The 20,531-nt window shown below is 60.9% G+C and carries 17 protein-coding genes; 11 read left to right on the forward strand and 6 right to left on the reverse strand.

Features of this window, described 5'->3' with window-relative positions; translation table 11 throughout:
- Positions 1 to 440 (reverse strand): aminotransferase class I/II-fold pyridoxal phosphate-dependent enzyme (locus AB5Z25_RS08590; RefSeq protein ID WP_368135313.1); only part of this gene is annotated, 440 nt, incomplete at its 3' end.
- Between the two features lie 93 nt (positions 441 to 533).
- Here AB5Z25_RS08590 and AB5Z25_RS08595 point away from each other — a divergent pair.
- The gene (locus AB5Z25_RS08595; RefSeq protein WP_368135314.1) at positions 534 to 1,193 is read left to right on the forward strand and encodes a hypothetical protein; all 660 of its coding nucleotides are present in this window, start codon (positions 534 to 536) and stop codon (positions 1,191 to 1,193) included.
- 1 nt (position 1,194) lies between these two features.
- Here the strand turns inward: AB5Z25_RS08595 and AB5Z25_RS08600 are convergent, their stop codons facing one another.
- The 5 genes from AB5Z25_RS08600 to AB5Z25_RS08620 all read right to left on the reverse strand — a co-directional run bounded on the left by AB5Z25_RS08600 (position 1,195) and on the right by AB5Z25_RS08620 (position 8,284).
- The gene (locus AB5Z25_RS08600) at positions 1,195 to 1,758 is read right to left on the reverse strand and encodes a uracil-DNA glycosylase family protein (RefSeq protein ID WP_368135315.1); all 564 of its coding nucleotides are present in this window, start codon (positions 1,756 to 1,758) and stop codon (positions 1,195 to 1,197) included.
- A gap of 3 nt (positions 1,759 to 1,761) precedes the next feature.
- Positions 1,762 to 3,138 carry an alpha-amylase family glycosyl hydrolase gene (locus AB5Z25_RS08605; protein ID WP_368135316.1) on the reverse strand — a complete coding sequence of 459 codons (1,377 nt, stop codon included), beginning with the start codon at positions 3,136 to 3,138 and terminating at the stop codon, positions 1,762 to 1,764.
- A 153-nt stretch (positions 3,139 to 3,291) separates the two neighbouring features.
- Positions 3,292 to 4,488 carry an MFS transporter gene (locus AB5Z25_RS08610; RefSeq protein WP_368135317.1) on the reverse strand — a complete coding sequence of 399 codons (1,197 nt, stop codon included), beginning with the start codon at positions 4,486 to 4,488 and terminating at the stop codon, positions 3,292 to 3,294.
- A 121-nt stretch (positions 4,489 to 4,609) separates the two neighbouring features.
- Positions 4,610 to 6,970, reverse strand: coding sequence for a ferrous iron transport protein B (feoB, locus tag AB5Z25_RS08615; RefSeq protein WP_368135318.1), 2,361 nt, complete (start codon positions 6,968 to 6,970; stop codon positions 4,610 to 4,612).
- Positions 6,971 to 7,381: 411 nt separating this feature from the next.
- On the reverse strand, positions 7,382 to 8,284 hold the full coding sequence (locus AB5Z25_RS08620; protein WP_368135319.1) for an alpha/beta hydrolase: 903 nt from the start codon (positions 8,282 to 8,284) through the stop codon (positions 7,382 to 7,384).
- 244 nt (positions 8,285 to 8,528) lie between these two features.
- On the opposite strand from AB5Z25_RS08620, the gene AB5Z25_RS08625 reads away from it, so the two are divergent.
- The 10 genes from AB5Z25_RS08625 to AB5Z25_RS08670 all read left to right on the forward strand — a co-directional run bounded on the left by AB5Z25_RS08625 (position 8,529) and on the right by AB5Z25_RS08670 (position 20,487).
- Entirely contained in the window at positions 8,529 to 9,092 is a 564-nt protein-coding gene (locus tag AB5Z25_RS08625; RefSeq protein WP_040359007.1) for a PTS sugar transporter subunit IIA, read from the forward strand.
- Positions 9,093 to 9,273: 181 nt separating this feature from the next.
- Positions 9,274 to 10,677 (forward strand): asparagine--tRNA ligase, encoded by a 1,404-nt coding sequence (asnS, locus tag AB5Z25_RS08630; RefSeq protein ID WP_368135320.1) that lies wholly within the window; start codon positions 9,274 to 9,276, stop codon positions 10,675 to 10,677.
- 259 nt (positions 10,678 to 10,936) lie between these two features.
- Complete coding sequence (locus AB5Z25_RS08635; RefSeq protein ID WP_195245950.1) at positions 10,937 to 11,722, forward strand: hypothetical protein; 786 nt, start codon at positions 10,937 to 10,939, stop codon at positions 11,720 to 11,722.
- A 160-nt stretch (positions 11,723 to 11,882) separates the two neighbouring features.
- Positions 11,883 to 12,863, forward strand: coding sequence for an ABC transporter substrate-binding protein (locus tag AB5Z25_RS08640; RefSeq protein ID WP_368135321.1), 981 nt, complete (start codon positions 11,883 to 11,885; stop codon positions 12,861 to 12,863).
- A gap of 204 nt (positions 12,864 to 13,067) precedes the next feature.
- Positions 13,068 to 13,991, forward strand: coding sequence for an ABC transporter permease (locus AB5Z25_RS08645; RefSeq protein WP_368135322.1), 924 nt, complete (start codon positions 13,068 to 13,070; stop codon positions 13,989 to 13,991).
- Positions 13,984 to 14,778: an ABC transporter ATP-binding protein gene (locus tag AB5Z25_RS08650; RefSeq protein ID WP_022093887.1), complete on the forward strand. Its 795-nt coding sequence runs from the start codon at positions 13,984 to 13,986 to the stop codon at positions 14,776 to 14,778. The genes AB5Z25_RS08645 and AB5Z25_RS08650 overlap by 8 nt, the downstream gene beginning before the upstream one ends.
- Before the next feature lie 72 nt (positions 14,779 to 14,850).
- Positions 14,851 to 16,875 (forward strand): bifunctional metallophosphatase/5'-nucleotidase, encoded by a 2,025-nt coding sequence (locus tag AB5Z25_RS08655; protein ID WP_368135323.1) that lies wholly within the window; start codon positions 14,851 to 14,853, stop codon positions 16,873 to 16,875.
- 128 nt (positions 16,876 to 17,003) lie between these two features.
- Positions 17,004 to 17,771 (forward strand): mechanosensitive ion channel family protein, encoded by a 768-nt coding sequence (locus AB5Z25_RS08660; protein ID WP_368135324.1) that lies wholly within the window; start codon positions 17,004 to 17,006, stop codon positions 17,769 to 17,771.
- A 92-nt stretch (positions 17,772 to 17,863) separates the two neighbouring features.
- Positions 17,864 to 19,780, forward strand: a complete 1,917-nt coding sequence (locus tag AB5Z25_RS08665) for a BMP family ABC transporter substrate-binding protein (RefSeq protein WP_368135325.1) — start codon at positions 17,864 to 17,866, stop codon at positions 19,778 to 19,780.
- Positions 19,777 to 20,487 (forward strand): metallophosphoesterase family protein, encoded by a 711-nt coding sequence (locus tag AB5Z25_RS08670; RefSeq protein ID WP_368135326.1) that lies wholly within the window; start codon positions 19,777 to 19,779, stop codon positions 20,485 to 20,487. The genes AB5Z25_RS08665 and AB5Z25_RS08670 overlap by 4 nt, the downstream gene beginning before the upstream one ends.
- The last annotated feature ends 44 nt before the right edge of the window (positions 20,488 to 20,531 follow it).

Here is a 20,531-nt window from a genome sequence, read left to right on the forward strand (position 1 = left end):
ATCTGGAATTGCGCAGGCTCCGTATCCAAAAAGACCGCCTTGGCGTGATTGGCCACGACGATGCTCTCGTACAGGCCAAAGGCCGGCGTGGGGATGATGACCTCGTCGCCGGGGTTGAGCATAGCCATGAATGCTGCCGACAGGGCCTCGGTCGCGCCGTCGGTCAGGATGACCTCGTCGGCCGAAAACGCCAGGCCCGCGTTCCCCATGTAGGCAGACAGCGCCTCGCGCAGGGCGGGGCGACCGTTGTTGGGCGGATAGTGCGTGTCGCCGCGGCCCAGCGCGGCGGTCACCTCGGCGCTAATCACATCGGGCGTGGGAAAATCGGGCTCGCCAAGCGCAAGCGCGATGCACCCTGGGTGCTGGGCAGCGAGCGCGTTAATCCGACGGATGCCGGAGGGCTTAAGCGTGGCAAGCGAGGTATTCATGGGCAGACGCATGGCATTCCTTTCGTAAGGGTTGCACTAGGATAGCGCGGCGGGGCGCCGTCAGACGGTGTAACCTAAACGGAAACCAACCGGAAAGGAGGCGGCATGGAGACGATCGCGCGCGGCGATGTACCAAAAACGTTGCAGACCATTGCGTATATCAGCATTCCCAATAGCGCCGATCTTGAGTTTTTGCTCTGGGACCTGCAGGATGCCATCGCGGCCTATGCCCGGCTTTCCGGCACCGCGCTCCCCCGCCCGGTCGATTTGGAGGCGGATGATGCCGGTGCAGTCGATGGCATCGTGCTGGCCATTGAAGATATGGCTGACGATGAGACGTTGACAGCTATCGAGCAGGCGCTTGAACGCTTTGGCGGTACGGGAACGCGCGTCTATGCCGCGATTCGAGCCGCACAAGAGGGCGCTAAGCAGGCGCGCGGGACCGCCGTTCGTCTGCACAAGGCATGTGAGCGCCATGACCAATTGTGGTGTGGCGGCGTTGTCGTCTGTGCCGGCAGCGGTATTGCGGCGCTTCGCCACTCCCCGCGTATGGGCCTCTTGCGCCGGCCATTTTCCGAAGCGATGGATAAGCTTGTGGGCGCTGTGCGCATGGGCTGCTCCGTCGAGCATGCGCAGCGACTTGGCGGCGGCAATGCCGTCAACGTCAACGTCGACGGCATGGTTTGCGCCGAGCCAGCCGTGCCCGCGCCAATCTGGCGAGGCGTTCTGAAACGCCTCGGCGCCCGCGCCCAATCAGATATCTAAATTAGAGAGCGGCCCAGTCAACGGCTTCGTGCCAACGCTCAACAAGACGCTCCAGACGCCAGGCGGCATTGGCGGGACTCGTCGAGGGCAGGACGATGGCGGGCAGCCCGGTGCGTTCTTGTAGATAGCGCTTGTAGAGCCGGCCAGCTGTACCTCCGTTGCATACCACCTGCTCAATAGGCGCATTGCCCGCAATGCGCTCGATATGTGCCGGCACAACGTTGCGAATGCTCGCGTCACTCGAGCCCTTAATGTCACAGCTCTCGATCACGTCCCACAGGGCCACGCCGCCGTTCAGCAGCATGGAGCGCTTGGCGACAATCGAGGCGTCGAGCGTCGCAGGCTCACCGCTTGCCAAAGGGTCGCCCTCGTTGGGCGGCACGGGCACACCGAGGCATGCGGCCATCACGCGCCAAAAGCGATTCTGAGGGTTACCGTAATAAAAGGCATTGGCACGCGAAAGCACCGAGGGAAACGACCCGAGCACCAAAACGCGCGAGTGCTCGTCAAACACGGGTTCAAACCCATGCTCAATATGTTGATAGCCCTCGTCCGGCGCGGCCACGAGCTAGGCCCTCAGCAGATAGCGCACCTCGTAGGGTGCAAGCTCAAGGGTACCCGTCGGCTCGACCGTGGGAGCATCGTCGGCAAGTAGGTCGACGAAGGAGCCGTTGAGTTCGCCGGCTCCAAAGGTATAGGGCTCGTTCACGGCATTGACCGCCACAAGCACCGTCGCGTCGTCGCAGGCGCGCTCGAACAGCAGCTGCTTGTTCTGGATCACCACGTTGCGATAGGCACCGTAGTTGAGAGCACGGGCCGCCGCGTCGTCGGCCGAGCGCAGGTGCGTGAGCTGCTTGATGAAGGCCGTCAGCTCGTTGGGCGCAGGCTCATCGAGCGCAGGTCGCAGCGCCCAGTCGCCATCGGGGCCGCCCTTTTCGCCAGCAATTCCCCACTCGCTACCGTAATAGACGCACGGAATGCCTGGCATGCCAAACAGCATGCCATAGGCGGGGCGTAGGCAAGACTTGTCGGTAAGGATGCTCGCCAGGCGCGGCACATCGTGGTTGTCGACAAACGACAGCAGGTGTTTGCCGCGGTAGATGCACCACGGATCGCCGCCAAACTGGCGATGCAACGAATGGGCAATCTCGAACATGTTGACCGAATTAAAGCTGGAGTAAAGGCCCTTGTAACACTCGTAGTTGGTGCAGGAGTCGAGCATCTCGTCGTTGACGATCTGGTTGTAGTCGCCGTGGAGCGTCTCACCAATCAGCACAAAGTCGGACTTGAGCTCACGGGTAAAAGTATGCAGGCGGCGCATAAAATCGCGATCGAGCATATAGGCGACGTCCAGGCGCAGACCGTCGACGCCAAAGACTTCGGCCCAGCGGCGCACGGACTCAAGCAGGTAATCGACCACAGCGGGATTTTGCAGGTTGAGCTTCACAAGCTCAAAATGGCCTTCCCAACCCTCGTACCAAAAGCCGTCACCATAGCAGGAGTCGCCATCAAAGCTAATGTGGAACCAGTCCTTGTAGGGCGAGTCCCACTTGCGCTCCTGCACATCGCGGAAGGCCCAAAAGCCGCGACCGACGTGGTTGAAGACGGCATCGAGCACCACGCGGATGCCATGGGCGTGCAGCGTCTCGCATACGGCGGCAAAATCGGCATCCCCACCCAGGCGGCGGTCGATATGGCGCAGGCTGCGCGTATCATAGCCGTGGCTATCAGACTCGAGCGGCGGGTTGATCAGCACAGCGCCAATACCGAGCTCTTGCAGGTAGTCGGCCCATTGGGCGATTTTCATGATGGGCGCATCGGGGTTGGGCGCGGCGTTGGCAGCCTGGGCGAGCTCATCCTCGGCAACGGGTGCAGCGTTTTCGCGCGGAGCCCCGCAAAAGCCCAGCGGATAGATCTGATAGAACGTCGTCTCGTATGCCCACATAACAGCCTCCCGGTAAGCTCAACACAACGCCATCCATTGTATGCCTGCCGTGCATCCCCTCCCCCAAAATAAGTTGCGGTGAAATACGGACTGTTTGCCGGGTTTATTGGGCCCAGCAGTCCGTATTCCACCGCAACTGATGAGGGGACGTGGTTAGGCGACGGGCTTGGCGCGACGGATGGCCGGGAACATCACCGTGATGGCGAGGATGACGCCCGCGACCGCAATCGCGCCACCTGCGCAGCCGATCCAGGCGATACCGGGACCCGAAACCACGGCTCCGCCAATCGCGGTACCCGTGCCGATACCGAGGTTGAACAGGCCCGAGAAGATCGACATGGCGACAGCCGACGAATCCGCCGGCGTGTACTTGATGAGCTCGGCCTGGAACGCCACATTGAAGGCCGTGGCGCAGCAGCCCCATAGCGCGCAGACGGCAAGCACCAACACGAGCGCCGAGGCTGCAGGAGCCATAAGCAGCAGAGCCGCCGGCACGCCGGAGAGCGTAATAGCCAAGAACGGGAAGCGATGCCCATCGAACAGGCGGCCAAACAGCCAGCTTCCGAGCAGACCAGAGCAGCCAAACGCCGTCAGCGTCATGGTGATGGCGCCCGCGTCGACGTGCGCGACCTGTGCCAGGAAGGGCTCGATATAGCTGTAACCCGCGTAGTAGCCGGTCGCCATAAAAACCGTGACCGCGTAGAGCGCGATCAGGAGCGGGTTCTTGAGCAGCTCGGGCAACTGTTTGACGGTAAAGCGCTCGCCCGCCGGCATGGCCGGGAACACCGCTGCCTGGTAGACGACCGCGATGGCTGAGAGGCCCCCGACCACGGCAAACGTCATGCGCCAGCCCACGGCCAAGCCAATGGCGCGACCGAGAGGCAGGCCAAAGATCTGCGCGATGGACGAGCCCGTGGCGATCATGCTGATGGCGAGCGCGCCGTGGCGAGTGTCGACCAGGCGCGAGGCCATAATCGAGGCGACTGACCAGAACACGGCATGTGCGCAAGCGACCACCAGGCGCGCGCAGACCAGGATGGGATAGGTCGGCGCCACAGCGGACAGGAACTGACCGAGCGAGAACACGGCCAGCACGCCCAGCAGCATCCGCTTGAACTCGAAGCGCGAGGCAAACACCATGAGCGGCAACGACAGCAGCATGACGCCCCAGGCATAGACCGAGATCATGATGCCAGCTTGGGCCTCGGTGAGCGAAAACGATGCAGCGATGTCGGTCAGCAGGCCGATGGGCATGAACTCCGACGTGTTGAACACGAACGCGCAGCAGGTGAGCCCGATGAGCGGGAGCCACTGCCTGAGCGTGATGCCGTCTTGCCTTGCCTGACTCATATATAACGTCTCCAATCATTTTGAGTGGAGGCGATTATATAGCAACGGCCCCGCATCTGTCAGCAACAGATGCGGGGCCGAAAACAATTCGATACACAGAGGTTGCGCCGTCAATAAATAACTAAGCCAGCCCCAGCAATATGCCCGCCGAATGCACGACAAACGCCACGATCCAGGCGACTGCCACCTGAAACGCGAACACGGCAACGGCGTAGCGCGCGCCCAGCTCGCTCTTGACGGCGCCGATGGCGGCCACGCAGGGCGGATACAGCAGCGTGAAGACCAAAAACACGTAGGCGGTGAACGGCGAAAACATGGTCGACAACACCGCAGGCGAGGTCGCGCCCAAAAGCACCGTGAGGGTCGAGATGACACTCTCCTTGGCGATAAGTCCGGTGACGAGCGCCGTGGATGCACGCCAGTCGCCAAAGCCAAGCGGCGCCAGCGCCGGCGCGATAATGCTACCCAGACCGGCAAGCAGACTCTGCGACTGATCGGCGACCACATTAAAGCGGATGTCGAACGTCTGAAGGAACCAGATGACCACGGTAGCGGCAAAGATAATGGTAAAGGCCTTGGTAATAAAGTCTTTGGCCTTATCCCAGGCCAGCATCACCGTCGTCTTGATGCTCGGCAGGCGGTAGTTGGGAAGCTCCATGATAAACGGCACCGGGTCGCCCTTAAATGCCGTGCGGTTGAGCACCAAAGCCGCGATGCAACCAACCGCAATGCCAATCAGATAGAGCGAGACCATGGCGGGAACCGTCGCCTGCGGGAAGAATGCTCCGCACAGCAAGCCGTAAACCGGCAGCTTGGCCGAGCAGCTCATGAACGGCGTGAGCATGACGGTCATCTTGCGGTCGTGCTCGGATGGGAGCGTACGGGTCGACATGATAGCCGGCACGGTGCAGCCAAAACCGACGAGCATGGGCACAAAGCTGCGGCCCGACAGGCCAAAGCGACGCAATACCTTATCCATGACAAAGGCCACGCGCGCCATGTAGCCCGAGTCTTCCAGAATGGAAAGGAACAAGAAGAGCACGACGATAATCGGCAGGAAGGTCAGCACGCTGCCCACACCCGTAAGCACGCCGTCGACAGCCAGCGAGCGCACTACGTCGTTGGTGCCGAACGCCTTGAGACCCGCATCGGCCGAGGCGATGATGGCAGCGATGCCGTCCTTCATAAGTCCCTGCAACGCCGCGCCGATCACGCCAAACGTCAGCCAAAAGACGAGACCCATGATCACCAGGAACGCCGGGATGGCCGTGTAGCGACCCGTCAGGATGCGGTCAATCTTGACGGAGCGCACGTGCTCGCGGCTCTCGTGCGGCTTGACGACGCAACGCCCGCACACGTCGCCGATAAAGCCGAAGCGCATGTCAGCCAGCGCAGATAGACGGTCGGTGCCGGCCTCGCCCTCCATTTGGCTAATGATGTGCTCGATGGCGTCGAGCTCGTTGCGGTCCAGGTGAAGCGCCTCGGTCACCAGCTCGTCGCCCTCAACCAGCTTGGTCGCCGCAAAACGCACGGGAATGTGCGCCGTCGCGGCATGGTCCTCGATAAGGTTGGCGATGCCGTGAATGCAGCGATGCAGCGCGCCGCCGTCCGGACCATCGGGCGCGCAGAAGTCCAGGCGACCGGGACGCTCGCGGAACCGCGCCACGTGCAAGGCATGATCCACCAACTCGCCAATACCCTCGTTGCGGGCAGCACTAATGGGAACAACAGGCACGCCCAGCAGGCTCTCGAGCAGGTTGACGTCCACGGCGCCGCCGTTGGCCGTCACCTCGTCCATCATGTTGAGCGCGATGACCATGGGTCGATCGAGCTCCATAAGCTGCAGCGTCAGGTAAAGGTTACGCTCGATGTTGGTGGCGTCGATGATATCGATGATGGCGTCGGGGTGCTCATCCAGGATAAACTGGCGGCTTACGATCTCCTCGCCCGTGTACGGCGACAGAGAGTAAATGCCGGGCAGATCAGTGACGCTCGCCTCGGGGTGATTGCGGATGGCGCCATCTTTGCGGTCGACCGTCACGCCAGGAAAGTTACCGACATGTTGGTTGGAGCCCGTCAGCTGGTTGAACAGCGTGGTCTTGCCGCAGTTTTGGTTGCCGGCGAGGGCAAAATGCAGCGGTGCGCCCTCGGGCACGGCCGTCTTTGCCGCGCGGGGCGAATACGTCCCCTCGCCCAGGGCCGGATGCTCCGTCGTGCCGATTGCGGCGTTAGCGCGCGGACCCGTATCGGTGTCGTGAATGCCCACGAGCTCGATGCGAGCGGCATCGTCCTTGCGCAGCGTCAACTCGTAGCCGCGTAGGCGAATCTCGAGCGGGTCGCCCATGGGGGCGTACTTCATCATGGTGACTTCGGTGCCCGGCGTTAGGCCCATGTCCAAAATATGCTGTCGGAGTGCCTGGTCGTCCGATGCCACCGATGCGACAACGGCGTCCTTTCCAATCTCGAGTGTATCGAGTCTCACGTCCGCGTTCCTCCCCCGGCGCCCACAGGGCGTTGCATTTTGTTTACCATGGCTAACCGTTTGCCATGGCTAACCAATTGTAACCATGCATGATAGCGCGAACACACAACGATGTTCAATCGACAGATCGGTGCAAGGACCGTCCCCAAGTACCGGCACAAAAGGAACGTCCCCGAGTGCCGCATCTGGGCCATGGCAACGCCGATGTTTTGGCGCGGACAGCGAAAGCCCGCCAGAGCGAGCAAGGTGACGCGAAGCGAGACGGCATTGACCTTCTGGTCATGCCGCCGAAGCTGAACGTCAGATTGCCGCTCTGGCGGGCTTGCAGCGTCGACCGGTCCGCCGTTCGTTAGAACGGCGGAACCAAAGGCGCAGCGTCATGCGGTTACGCGGTTTGGTAAAACGCCGTAACTAAAACCCGTGGCGCTCCAGGAAGCGGAAGGCCAGGCGAATCCAAGGACGGACAGCCGCCTGCTTGTCCTCGTTGTCGACCGCAGTGTTGGCGTTGCCGAGCGAAAGGCCGTGGCCGCCCTGGTCAAAGACGTGCATCTCGCATGCGACGCCCTCCTCGGCCATGCGCTGCGCAAACGGATAGACCTGCGCGATCGGCGCCGTCTTGTCGTCGGACACGCCCCACACAAAGGTCGGCGGCATCTGACGCGAAACATGCGTGGTGGGGCAGATGTCGGCCAGATGCTCGTCAGTTGCCTCGCCACCCGTCACCATCGACAAATAGTCGTTGAGCAAATCGCGCCCCGTCTTGCCGCCCGTCTTTGGCACGCGCAGGTCGATGCGCGGGTCGCGCGTCTGCATGTCGCGCACATAGGCAAAGTCGAGCAGCGGATAGCCCAGCACCACGGCATCGGGACGAATGTCGTCCGGACGCGCCCCGGCAAGTGCCGCGAAGGGGCCGGTCTTCCACTGTGTTGCCAGCGAGGCGCAGATCATACCGCCCGCAGAAAAGCCCACAACGCACACGCGCTTGGGATCGACATGCCACTCGTCGGCATTCGCACGAACCGTGGCGACCATCTTGGCAAGATCTGCCTGGGGGTGCGGAAAGCTCACGTCACCCGTGCCACTCGTCACATAGTTGAGCACAAAGGCCTGGTAACCGTGATCCAAAAACGCAAACGCCACGGGATCCTGTTCATGCGGGGCGATATGCGTAAACGCACCTCCGCCGCAGATAATCACGGCAGGGCGGCGGCCATTCGGTTTATCGGGCAGCGGCTCGGCACCCAAATACGTAAACGTCGCTGGATATTCCTCGGTCGGCTCCTCGCCCCACAGCGCGTGGTTCTCGACAATCATATGTGCTCCCTTCGCGCAAATTATGCGCCCTTGTTTTTCGTTTTCAAGCGTACCCCACTTGGGCCCGTGGCACAGAAACACTTCAGCAATAAGCTTCCCATCAACTGATATATCACATAATCCCAGCTCAGGACCATCGCTGAGCAGCGTAGAATGAGGGATGTTGACCAAGCCGCGAAACACATATGAAACGTTTCCGGCAAACCAAACGCGCGATATGCGCCTATTTAAGTTGGAGGCAACTATGGGTCTGCTCGATTCGCTTAAGTCCACCTTCACCTCGACGGGCGAGGCGTCCGTTCCGCCCGCAGCAAGCTTCGCCACCCGCGAAGGCGTCATCTATGCCCCCGTCAACGGCGTGCTCGTCAACCTGAACGAGGTCCCCGACGAGACGATCGCCTCGGGCATGCTTGGCCAGGGCTATGGCATCGAGCCCATTACCGGCACCATCTATGCGCCCGCCAACGGCCGCATCGGCGCTACCACCGTCACCAACCACTCCATTGGCATGATCACCGAGGACGGTCTTCGCGTGTTCATCCATGTTGGCCTGGGCACCGTGGAAATGAACGGCAAGGGTTTTGCCCGCTTTGTCGAGATGGGCGATGTGGTCAAGGCAGGCCAGCCGCTCATCAGCTTCGACCGCGAGGCCATTAAGGCCGCTGGTCACGAAGACATCGTGACCGTCATCGTCTCCGAGCTCGATCGTCTTAAGAGCATCGACCATGTCGGCGAGTCTGGAACGCTTATCGGCGGCAACCCGCTCGTCAAGCTGGGCGACCCGCTGCTGGTGGCCAAGACCAAGTAGTCAGGCCCCGCGCCACACAGCCAAAAGGCACCTCGTCAAGCGCCCGCGACCATTTGGCCGCGGGCGCTTTTCGTTTGAAAAACCATCCCGCCAATGCCTTATCTGTATAGCCCAAATGAGCCGAGCTGCTAGAATATCGAACTGTATGGATAACTATCATTCAACCGTTATGGGAGGATACGTGAACCGCACCAAAATCGCGCAGCTCTATGCCGATGCCGAGTCGCTCGGCGGCCAGACCGTCACCGTCGCCGGCTGGATCAAGTCCGTCCGCGACATGAAGAACTTTGGCTTTGTTACGCTCAACGACGGCAGCTGCTTCCGCGACCTGCAGGTCGTCATGAACCGCGAGGCACTCGACAACTACGACGAGATCGCCCACCAAAACGTCTCGGCCGCACTCATTTGCACCGGCACCGTCAAGCTGACCCCCGATGCGCCCCAGCCTTTCGAGCTTTCTGCCACCTCCATCGAGGTCGAGGGCGTCAGCGCCCCGGATTACCCGCTGCAGAAGAAGCGCGCAACCGTCGAGTTCCTGCGCACCCAGCAGCACCTGCGCCCTCGCACCAACCTGTTCCGTGCCGTGTTCCGCATCCGCTCTGTCGCGGCTGCCGCCATCCACCGCTTCTTCCAGGAGCAGGGCTTTGTTTACGTCAACACCCCTATCATCACCACGAGTGACTGCGAGGGCGCCGGCGAGATGTTCCGCGTGACCACGCTCGACCCCAAAAATCCGCCCCTCACCGAGTCCGGCGAGGTCGACTGGAGCCAGGACTTCTTTGGCAAGCACGCGAGCCTGACCGTGTCCGGCCAGCTCAACGCCGAGAACTTTGCCATGGCCTTTGGCGACGTGTACACCTTTGGCCCCACCTTCCGCGCCGAAAACTCCAACACTACGCGCCACGCCGCCGAGTTTTGGATGATCGAGCCCGAGATGGCCTTTGCCGATCTGAACGACTACATGGATAACGCCGAAGCCATGCTCAAGTACGTCCTCAAGGACGTTATGGCCACCTGCCCCGACGAGCTCAACATGCTCAACAAGTTTGTGGACAAGGGCCTGATCGAGCGCCTGGACCACGTGGCAAACTCCGACTTTGCCCGCGTCACCTATACCGAGGCCGTCGAAATCCTGGAGCAGGCCGTCGCCGCCGGCCACAAGTTTGACTACCCCGTGAGCTGGGGCATCGACCTGCAAACCGAGCACGAGCGTTTCCTGACCGAGGAGCACTTTAAGCGCCCGACCTTCGTGACCGACTACCCGGCAGAGATCAAGGCCTTCTACATGCGCATGAACGACGACGGCAAGACCGTCGCCGCCGCCGACTGCCTGGTGCCGGGCATCGGCGAGATCATCGGTGGCTCCCAGCGCGAGGAGCGCCTGGATCTGCTCGAGGCCCGCATCAAGGACCTGGGCATGAATCCCGAGCAGTACAAGTACTACCTTGACCTGCGCCGCTACGGTTCCTGCAAGCACGCCGGCTACGGTCTGGGCTTCGAGCGCTTGGTGATGTACCTCACCGGCGTGGGCAACATCCGCGACGTCCTGCCGCACCCGCGCACCGTGGGCAACGCCGACTTCTAATACGTCGGACGCTAGCTCGCGTCGCCACACGCAAACGCTCATCGCACAAGCGTCTCTCGACATCGGTCGAGAGACGCTTTTTTCAACAGCATCCGTCAAGCTTTTGGCAAGTTTTTGGTCAGTTGAGCAGGGCTGTTGAAAACTCGAACCGCCGTTTGCCGACGACTACCGACCGCCCAGAGCGCCCTGCGCCCCTGGGATAACCCCGCGTCCTAGGCTCCATACCGTCGCTACCCAAAACGGAAAGGACGTGGGCACCATGACCGAAGCCGCTGTTGAAACCTACGACACCACAACGAGAGGCGCCGCCTCGATGGCAGCCTATCGCGCCGTTCGCATCCTGCAACTATTAAGCGAGAACACCGGCGAGGACAAGGCCATGCTTTCCGATGAGTTGATCCGGCGCCTCGCCCATCCCGACGACCCCGCCCGCATGCCCATCTCGGCGGCGCGACGCAGCATCTACACCGCCATCTCCGCACTTCGCCATGCCGGATACGAAATTGAGTACAAACGCGGCGTGGGGTATCGGCTCTTGACCCGTCCGCTCACCGACGAAGAGATCATCCGGCTCCACGGCATGGTCATGCGTAACCGCTCTACGCCCATTGCCATTCGAAAAAGCATGGCTCAGCACTTGGTCGCCATGGCGAGTGCCGACGTTCGCGGCTACCTCGATGCACCCGAGCCTGCTCCAAGCGCCGGTGGCAAATCCACCAAGGCCATGCGCACGCCCGTCAAGCGCATCGACACCTGCGAGCTCATCGAGCAGGCCATCGACCACGGAACCACGGTGAGTTTTGATATTTCGAGCGTCACGACACGTGGCGAAACTGAAGTAGCACGGATGACACTCCGCCCCTTTGCCATCAAGCAACGAGACGGCATCTCGTATTTGCTGGGAACGGTCTATGACGCCCGAGGCGCCGATGACACGCTGCGTACCGTAGAGATCGGCCGCATGAGAAACGTCACCACGCGTCTCCTCGACGGCAAGAAGCTCTTCGCCGCCCTCGACGAGGAGGACGACGCCTCTGCCGCATAAGAACCTCCGCCGTCCATTCGACTACCCGTACCGCCCATCCGGTTCTGTATTAAAAAACCTGCCAGGTTATTGTAAAAATGGACATCCGCGCTACTATAGTTCCACTTGCACTTTGTTTGAGTGCAGTGTTTCCAGCCATTTCTATACTGGGGGTAACGATATGAAGGACATCACCATCAGCCGCAGGAGCCTTCTGGTCTCTGCTGGCCTGCTCGCGCTCGCTCCGCTCGCCGGATGCGGCGGCAACTCTGGTTCCGGCTCTGCTGCCGCCGGTTCCGACTACACCGTCGGCGTTCTGCAGCTCACTGAGCACTCCGCACTCGACGCCGCCAACGACGGCTTTGTCAAGGCCATCAAGAAGAGCGGTCTCAAGGTCAAGATCGATCAGAAGAACGCCCAGAATGACCAGTCCACGTGTAAGTCCATCGCCGACAAGTTCGTGGGCGATGGCGTCGACCTGATCTACGCCATCGCTACGCCCGCCGCGCAGGCCGCCGCCGGCGCCACCGCCGATATCCCCATCGTGGGTTGCGCCATCACCGACTACGCCGCCTCGGGCCTGGTCCAGGACAACGAAAAGCCCGGCACCAACGTCACTGGCGCCTCCGACCTCACCCCGGTCGCCGAGCAGCTCGAGATGATGCAGAAGGTTCTGCCCGACGTAAAGAAGGTCGGTCTGCTCTACTGCACCGCCGAGTCCAACTCCGACGTCCAAATCAAGGCCGCCAAGAAGGAACTCGACAAGCTGGGTCTGGAGTACACCGACTTCACCGTCTCGAGCTCCAACGAGATCCAGTCCGTCGTCGAGTCCGCCGTGGGCAAGGTCGACGCGCTGTACTCCCCCACCGATAACACCATCGCCGCGGGTGCCTCGCAGGTGGGCCAGATCTGCAAGGAGAACAAGCTTCCCTTCGTGACCGGCGAGGAGGGCATGTGCATGGCCGGCGGCCTGTTCACCCTCTCCATTAACTACGAGGACCTGGGCTACGCCGCGGGCGAGATGGCCGTCAAGATTTTGAAGGGCGAGGCCAAGCCCGAGGATATGCCGATCAAGCACCTCTCGAGCAAGGACCTGGTCGTCGTCAAGAACGATGAGATGGCCGAGGCTCTGGGCATCGACCTTTCCGCTCTGGACGAGTAGCGCCATGCGCGGTAGCGCAGCTAGGGCACGCACCTGCGCCGTTGCCGTGTTATTCAATATCTGAGCCACAGGGGCGAACGCCAAAGACCGGCGTTCGCCCTGCTTGTTACGGATGAGACAAAACATCCGGCCGCAGCTCTTTTATGCATTGTTACCGCTATCATGGTGACTCACGTGTCCACCCTATCCTAGGAGGTATGAAGCATGCTTATTGCATTGCAGGGCGCCGTTTCGCAGGGCGTCCTCTGGGGCATTATGGTGCTTGGTGTGTTTATCACGTTCCGCCTGCTCGACATCCCCGATATGACCTGCGACGGCAGCTTTGCCCTCGGCGGCTGTGTCTGCGCCGTGCTCATCGTAAATAACAATGTCGACCCGCTGCTCGCCGTGCTGGCCGGCATGTGCGCGGGCGCCATCGCGGGCGCCGTCACGGGCATTTTGACCACCGTCTTTGAGATTCCCGCGATCCTCGCCGGAATCCTGACGCAGATCAGCCTGTGGTCCATCAACCTGCGCATCATGGGCAAATCCAATACGCCCATCCTCGCCAAGGGCACCGTGTTCTCGGCCGTCAGCAACATGACGGGTCTACCGCAGTCCACCGTCGCCATCATCCTGGGCATTGTGCTGGCCGTGGCCATCGTCGCCATCCTGTACTGGTTCTTTGGCACCGAGATCGGCTCCGCGCTGCGCGCCACCGGCAACAACGAGTACATGATCCGCGCCCTGGGCGTCAACACCAACTCCACCAAGATGATCGCCCTCGTGCTCTCCAACGCCCTCATCGGCCTTTCGGGCGCGCTCATCTGCCAGAGCCAGAAGTACGCCGACATTGGCATGGGCACCGGCGCCATCGTTATCGGTCTTGCCGCCATTGTTATCGGTGAGGTGCTCGGCCGTCTGTTGCCCGGCGGTCTCACGCAGTTTAGCGTCCGTCTTGCGTCCGCCGTCTTTGGCTCCGTGGTGTACTTCCTTATCCGCGCCATCGTGCTGCAGTTGGGCATGGACGCCAACGACATGAAGCTGCTTTCCGCCGTAATTGTCGCTGTGGCCCTGTGCGTGCCCGTGGTTTGGGAGCGCTATAAGCTCCGCAGCTCCTACACGAAGGGGGATGAGGCAGATGCTTAAGCTCTCGCACGTCAAGAAAACCTTTAACAAAGGCACCGTCACCGAGAAGCGCGCGCTCACCGGCGTCGACCTTACCCTGAATGACGGCGACTTTGTAACCGTGATCGGCGGCAATGGCGCCGGCAAGTCCACGCTGCTCAACATGATCGCCGGCGTGTACCCGCTCGATTCGGGCGTTATTGAGCTCGACGGCACCGATATCTCGCGCCTGAGCGAGTCGCAGCGCGCCAAGTACCTGGGCCGCGTGTTTCAGGACCCCATGCGCGGTACCGCTGCCGACATGCAGATCGCCGAGAACCTGGCCCTCGCCAAGCGTCGCGGCCAGCGTCGCGGCCTTTCGTGGGGCGTCACCAAGGCCGAGAAGGACGAGTACGTTGAGCTGCTCAAGCGCCTGGACCTTGGTCTGGATACGCGTCTCAACGCTAAGGTCGGCCTGCTCTCGGGCGGCCAGCGCCAGGCACTCACCCTGCTGATGGCCACGCTCACCAAGCCGCGCCTGCTGCTGCTCGACGAGCACACGGCAGCCCTCGACCCCAAGACGGCATCGAAGGTGCTCAACCTGACCGAGGAGATCGTCGACGAGAACCACCTGACCACGCTCATGGTCACGCACAACATGAACGACGCCATCCGTCTGGGCAACCGTCTGATCATGATGCACGAAGGCCACGTGATCTACGACGTGGCGGGCGATGAGAAGAAGTCGCTCACCGTCGCCGACCTACTGCAGAAGTTCGAGGAGGTCTCGGGCGGCGAGCTCGCCAACGACCGCATGCTGCTGAGCTAACGACCTAGAAAACCACCACAAAGGGGACAGGCACCTTTGTGGTGGTTTTTGTTAAAGAGTAAGGAGACAGCCATGAAAAGACTCCCCCGCCTTGCGTTAGCTGCCGCGTTGTTTGCCGGCGCGCTCACAGGCATCCCAAGCCTCGCTTTCGCGGGGAACCTGCCCGCCGCTATTGACGGCGCCGTAACCGTCATGCACACCAACGACATCCACGGCAGCTACAAGTACAGCTACAACGCAAGCAAGGGCACGGGCACCATTGGCTTTGACGGGCTGGCGGTTCTCTATAGCGCTCAAAGCAACGCCCCCGACTTTCTGCTCGATGCAGGCGACACCTTCCACGGGCAGTCCTTTGCCACCATGAGCGAGGGCAAGAGCATCGCCGAACTCATGAACACCTTCTACGCAAACGGCTACGACGCAACCACACCGGGCAACCATGACTGGAGCTACGGCGCGGACAAGCTTCGCACGATGGCCGGCAATGGTGCCACCAGTACACCTTTCGCCATGCTCTGCGCGAATGCAACGTCCTCGAACGGCGTATGGAGCTCGAGCATCACCAAGACGCTCAATCGCACTTGGAAGGACGGCGAGGGCAGTCCCACGTTTAACTACAAGATTAAGGTCGGCGTCGTCGGAGCCATGGATGAGTCGCTGGGCTCCTCGCTACGCGCGGACCTGGTCGCGGGCACGTCGTTCTCGGGTGCGGCGGACGCCATCAATGCCGAGGCCAAGCGACTGCGCGAGGATGAGGGCTGCAACGTTATCGTCTGCATCGCGCACACGCTCGACGCCAAGACCTTTGCTGCAAAGCTCGTTGGGGTCGATGCACTGGTCGCGGGCCACGAGCACATCAACTTAGACGAAAACGTGACGGGGACCGACGGCAAGCCGGTCCGCGTCGTCGAGGCGGGCAGCGCCTTTACCGAGGTTGGTCTGCTTTCCATTCCCTATGAGTACGACACCAGGGGTACCGAAACCACCAACGACGACATGGTGACGGTCTCCGCAGGCGACAGCGACGAGAAGCTCTACACCGCCAAGGACGTCGACGACCTTTTGGCAGACCCTAACAACCAGAACATCCTTGACGAGGTTCGCAACAACAAAATCAAGCCACTCGACGATGCCTTTGAAAGCGAATCGAACAAGGTGCTCGGCACATCCTCCACCAACTATTTCTACGGCGAGGACGCCGCGGGTACGCATGGCTGGGAGATGGTGCGCACCACCGATCTGCGTCCCAGTAAAGCGGGCGACGCCACCAAAGCCCAGACCATCGGGCATGTTATCTGCGGCTCCTATCTTGCCCTGACGGGGGCAGACCTCGCCATCGAAAACGCGGGCGGCATCCGCGGCGGCATCGCGGCGGGCGATGTGACCGCCGGCAACGTCGTCGCCATCTCGCCCTATGGCAACACCGTGGAGACCTGGGGCATGACCGGCGCAAACTTCCTCGCAGCGCTTGAGCACTCACTGCAGATCAGCGACGATTGCAACGACAGCTACGAGCTTCAGCAAGCCTATGTGGCAGCCGGCCACACCGAGCAGGAGGCGCAAGACAAGTACAAGTGGCGCGATGACTCTGGCAGCGTTCTCTCCTTTGGCGGCATTAACGTGACGATTGATTGGACGCAGCCCGAAGGCAAGCGCATTGTGAGCGCCACGCTCACCAAGGATGGCAGCACGCTCGATCCCGCCAAGAACTACACCGTCGCCACCAACAACTACATCATTACCAACACGACCGACTTTCCCACTTTCGCAAATGCCACCAAGCGCACCGAGTGGGGCACATGCGAGGCGGCGATCAGAGCGCTGATCGGGAAGAGCGACTGGGAGAACAAGATGGCCGGGCTCGCCGGCACCATCAGCTTCAGCTCCGCAGCCGTGGACCCCACGCCCAATCCGAATCCAACGCCTAAGCCCTCGCCCAAGCCCGGCACGACTACTACGACCACGAAAACCAGCGCCAAGAAGACAACCGGCAAGCTTGTCGCAACGGGAGACCGCACGCTAGCCGTGGTCGGTGCATGCCTCATCGGCGGCATCATCGTCATCATGCTCGGCATTATCTGGAAGCGCCGCCGCTAAGCTACACCGCCGGGCCTTGCAGCCCCGCCGTACAAACCTTATATCGAGCGCAAAAGCCCGTCCGAATGTGATCGGACGGGCTTTTGGTGGGTATCATGGTTGGACGATCATGAGGAGGTTTTCCCAACATGGAATTGTTTGAACCGATTCTTCATTTCTTTGAGCAACGGTGGGTCCACAACATCATCTGGGCCGTCATCTTGGCGATAGGCACCGCCGTCGCCGCCAAGGTCGCATCCAAGACTCTGCGTCACCTACTCAACCGCGACGATAACCCGCTTCCGGCATCGAGTATCTTCATCAATATCGCGCGCGCCGTCATCTGGGTGATCGGCGGCAGCTTTATCCTCGACAACTGCTTTGGCATTAACGCAAACGCGCTCGTCGCCGCTCTTGGCGTCGGCGGCATCGCCATCTCGCTCGGCTTTCAGGACACGCTCTCAAACCTTATCGGCGGCATGCAGGTGACCTTTATGGGCATCATCAAGCCCGGCGACAATATCGAAGTCGGTGGCGTGTCGGGCGTGGTCCAGGACATCACTTGGCGCCACACGACCATCGAAGATGCCTGCGGGCAGACCGTCATTGTCCCCAACTCCAACATTTCCAAGAACACACTCGTGCATTTGATGCCCTTTGGGCGCGTGGCCGTCCCCGTCGCGGTCAAAGACCCCTCCAAATGGGCATCGCTCGATGTGCTAGCAGACGAGCTCGTCAGCGCCACCAAAACGGCCGTCTCACCCATCTCGGGCTTTGACAAGGAGCCCTACGTGCTCTTTAGCGAGATCGGCGACTTTGGCATTAAGGGCAAGATCATCTTTATCGTCAGCGACGACAGCACCACCTTTACGGCAGCCGACGCCTGCATCCGCGCCATCGCCCCCATCATCGCCTAAACCACCACAAAGGGGACAGGCACCTTTGTGGTGGTTTTCATTCGTGGTACCATGGTTCATATAGTTGTTTAAACGACTAAGGGAGCAAAGCTATGGAAGAGGCCTATCGTCAAGCACGCAAGCGCGGCGAGCAAGGACGTCGACGCGCCATTAGTCAAAGCGAGCATCCGTACCTCACGGACCTCGATAGCTTGGTTGCCCAGCTCCCCTTAGGTCAACGAGAGAATGTCGGCCTGAGAGAGATTCCACTCGAAATGGTCGTCGGAACGGTTACCAAGGGCCGTCAGTCCGCCTTTTCGTGCAACTTCATGCCCCTGCTGCCGTTTAGCACCGAGTTCGCCCGTAAGTGGTCTAACCTCTACGACATCCAGGTGACCGAGGGCTATCGCGACCCCATCATCGTCACCGAGTTCATGCATCGGTTTTACGTCCAAGAGGGCAACAAGCGCGTCAGCGTCCTCAAATTCCTGGACTCCCCGACGGTTTCAGCCAAGGTCACCCGTCTCTACCCCGGCACGTGGGATTCCATCGAAAGCCGCCTGTACGGTGAGTTCTGTGCGTTTTGGCGCGTCTGCCCCCTATACGAGATCGAGTTCTCGCGCGAGGGAAGCTACGAAACGCTCGCCAAGATGCTCGGTCAGAACCTTATCGAAAAATGGCCGCAGAAAAAGGTCGACTACCTGCGCCACACCTTCCTGCTCTTTAAGCGCGCCTACCTTCGCGCAGGCGGCGACCACCTGGACATTACGCCCGCCGACGCCATGCTCGTCTACCTCAATGTGTACAACCAGGACCGCCTGCTGGATACGCCGACAGATATCGTCGTAAACCGCCTGTGCAAGATTTGGCGCGAGCTGGTCATTGCCGGCAAAAATGACGAGGACAAGGTCGATCTTGTCGAAGCACCGAGTGTCGACGAGGAGGAGACGCACGCCAAGTCCACCTCCGGCGTGCTCAACTTCTTTATGGGCAAGACCGTCTATTCGGCTGCCAACCCCCTGCGCATCGCCTTTATCCATGAGTTCCCCTGTGCGACGTCGAGCTGGGACAGTCTGCACGACCAAGGGCGTCAGTATCTTGACGAGCACTTTGGCGGCATCGTGCGCACCGAGGCGTTCGAGGACTGCCACGATCCAGACGTGTTCTACGCCGCCGTGGAAACGGCTGTCAAACATGGAGACAGCGTCATCTTCTCGACCTCGCATCGCCTGATGGAATACGCGCTCAGGGCAGCAGTTGAGTATCCCCAGGTGCGGTTCCTCAACTGCTCTATCGGCCTTCCCCATCAAAGCGTGCGTTCGTATTTTGGAAAGATGTACGAGGCAAAGTTTCTGCTGGGCGCCCTTGCGGCCAGCATGGCGGACAACCACCGCATCGGTTACCACGCGTCGGTCTTCGCCTCGGGCGCACTCAGCGAGATCAACGCCTTTGCGATTGGCGCCTCGCTGCTCGACCCCCGCGCGCAAATTATCCTGACCTGGGGCGATGTGCCCGCCGGAGGCCTTGCCGACGCCATGCGCCGCGAAGGTGTAAGCGTCATGTCCGGCGCCGACATGTCAAAGCCGCTCGAAGACCCCACAGCCTACGGACTCCACCGCTTGGTCGATGGCAAGGTTGCCGGCATTGCCATGCCGGTATGGAACTGGGGCCGTTACTACGAGCTTATCGTGCGAAGCCTGCTGCATGGCACCTGGGATGAGACCAGTGACGACAGCCAGGTTCGCGCCGTCAACTACTGGTATGGCATGAGTTCGGGCGTTATCGATATTCGCTACGCTCCAGGCCTGCCCTATCAGACGCGCAAGCTCGTTCAGCTACTGCGCAATGGCATTGTCGAGGGCTCCATCAATCCATTTGGCGGCGAGCTCCATAGCCAAGACGGCGTGGTGCAGATCGAAGGCTTTCCCCCACTGCCGAGCACGCAAATCGTCGAGATGGACTGGCTGGCAGACAACGTGGTGGGCACCATTCCGCAGCCCGACGATGAGCCGAAGGTCCGCGCCCTATGAAAATCCTTGCCATAGCCGATACCGAAGAACGATGCCTTTGGGAGTGCTTTCGCAAAGAACGCTTTGAGGGTGTCGACCTGATTTTGTCCGCTGGCGATCTGGACCCGGACTATCTTGAGTTTTTGGTCACGGTCATCAACAAACCGCTCATCTACGTGCGAGGCAATCACGATGACCGCTACGCACGTCATGCACCGGGCGGCTGCATCTGTGTCGAAGACACCGTGTACGTGTATCGCGGCGTCCGCATTGCGGGGCTTGGCGGCTCCATGCGCTACCGAGATGGCGCCAACATGTACACCGAGCGCGAGATGGCCAAGCGCGTGCGAAAGCTGTCCCGCAAAGTGAAGATGGTCGGCGGCTGCGACATATTGCTCACCCATGCGCCCGCCGCCGGCGTGGGCGATCTGGACGATCTGCCACATCGAGGATTCGAATGCTTTAACACAGCGCTCGAGTCCTGGAATCCCGACTACATGGTGCACGGGCATGTGCACCAATGCTATGGTCACGACTTTCAGCGTGAGCGTCAACATGCATGCGGGGCAACGATCATCAACGCCAGCGGCTATACGCAGTTTGAGCTCGACCAGACGCGCTACCCCATCCGTGGCTGGCAGGCAGCCTGGCTCAATTCGCAAACCATGCGCCGTGAGCTAAAGCGCCACGAGGCCATCGAGTCCTCAACCGCTAGAACACCCTGGTAATTACCTCAAAGGGGGCACTGTCCCCTTTGAGGTAGTTTTGACGC

The organism is Collinsella aerofaciens, from assembly GCF_040910325.1.
Taxonomy (GTDB): domain Bacteria; phylum Actinomycetota; class Coriobacteriia; order Coriobacteriales; family Coriobacteriaceae; genus Collinsella; species Collinsella aerofaciens_BL.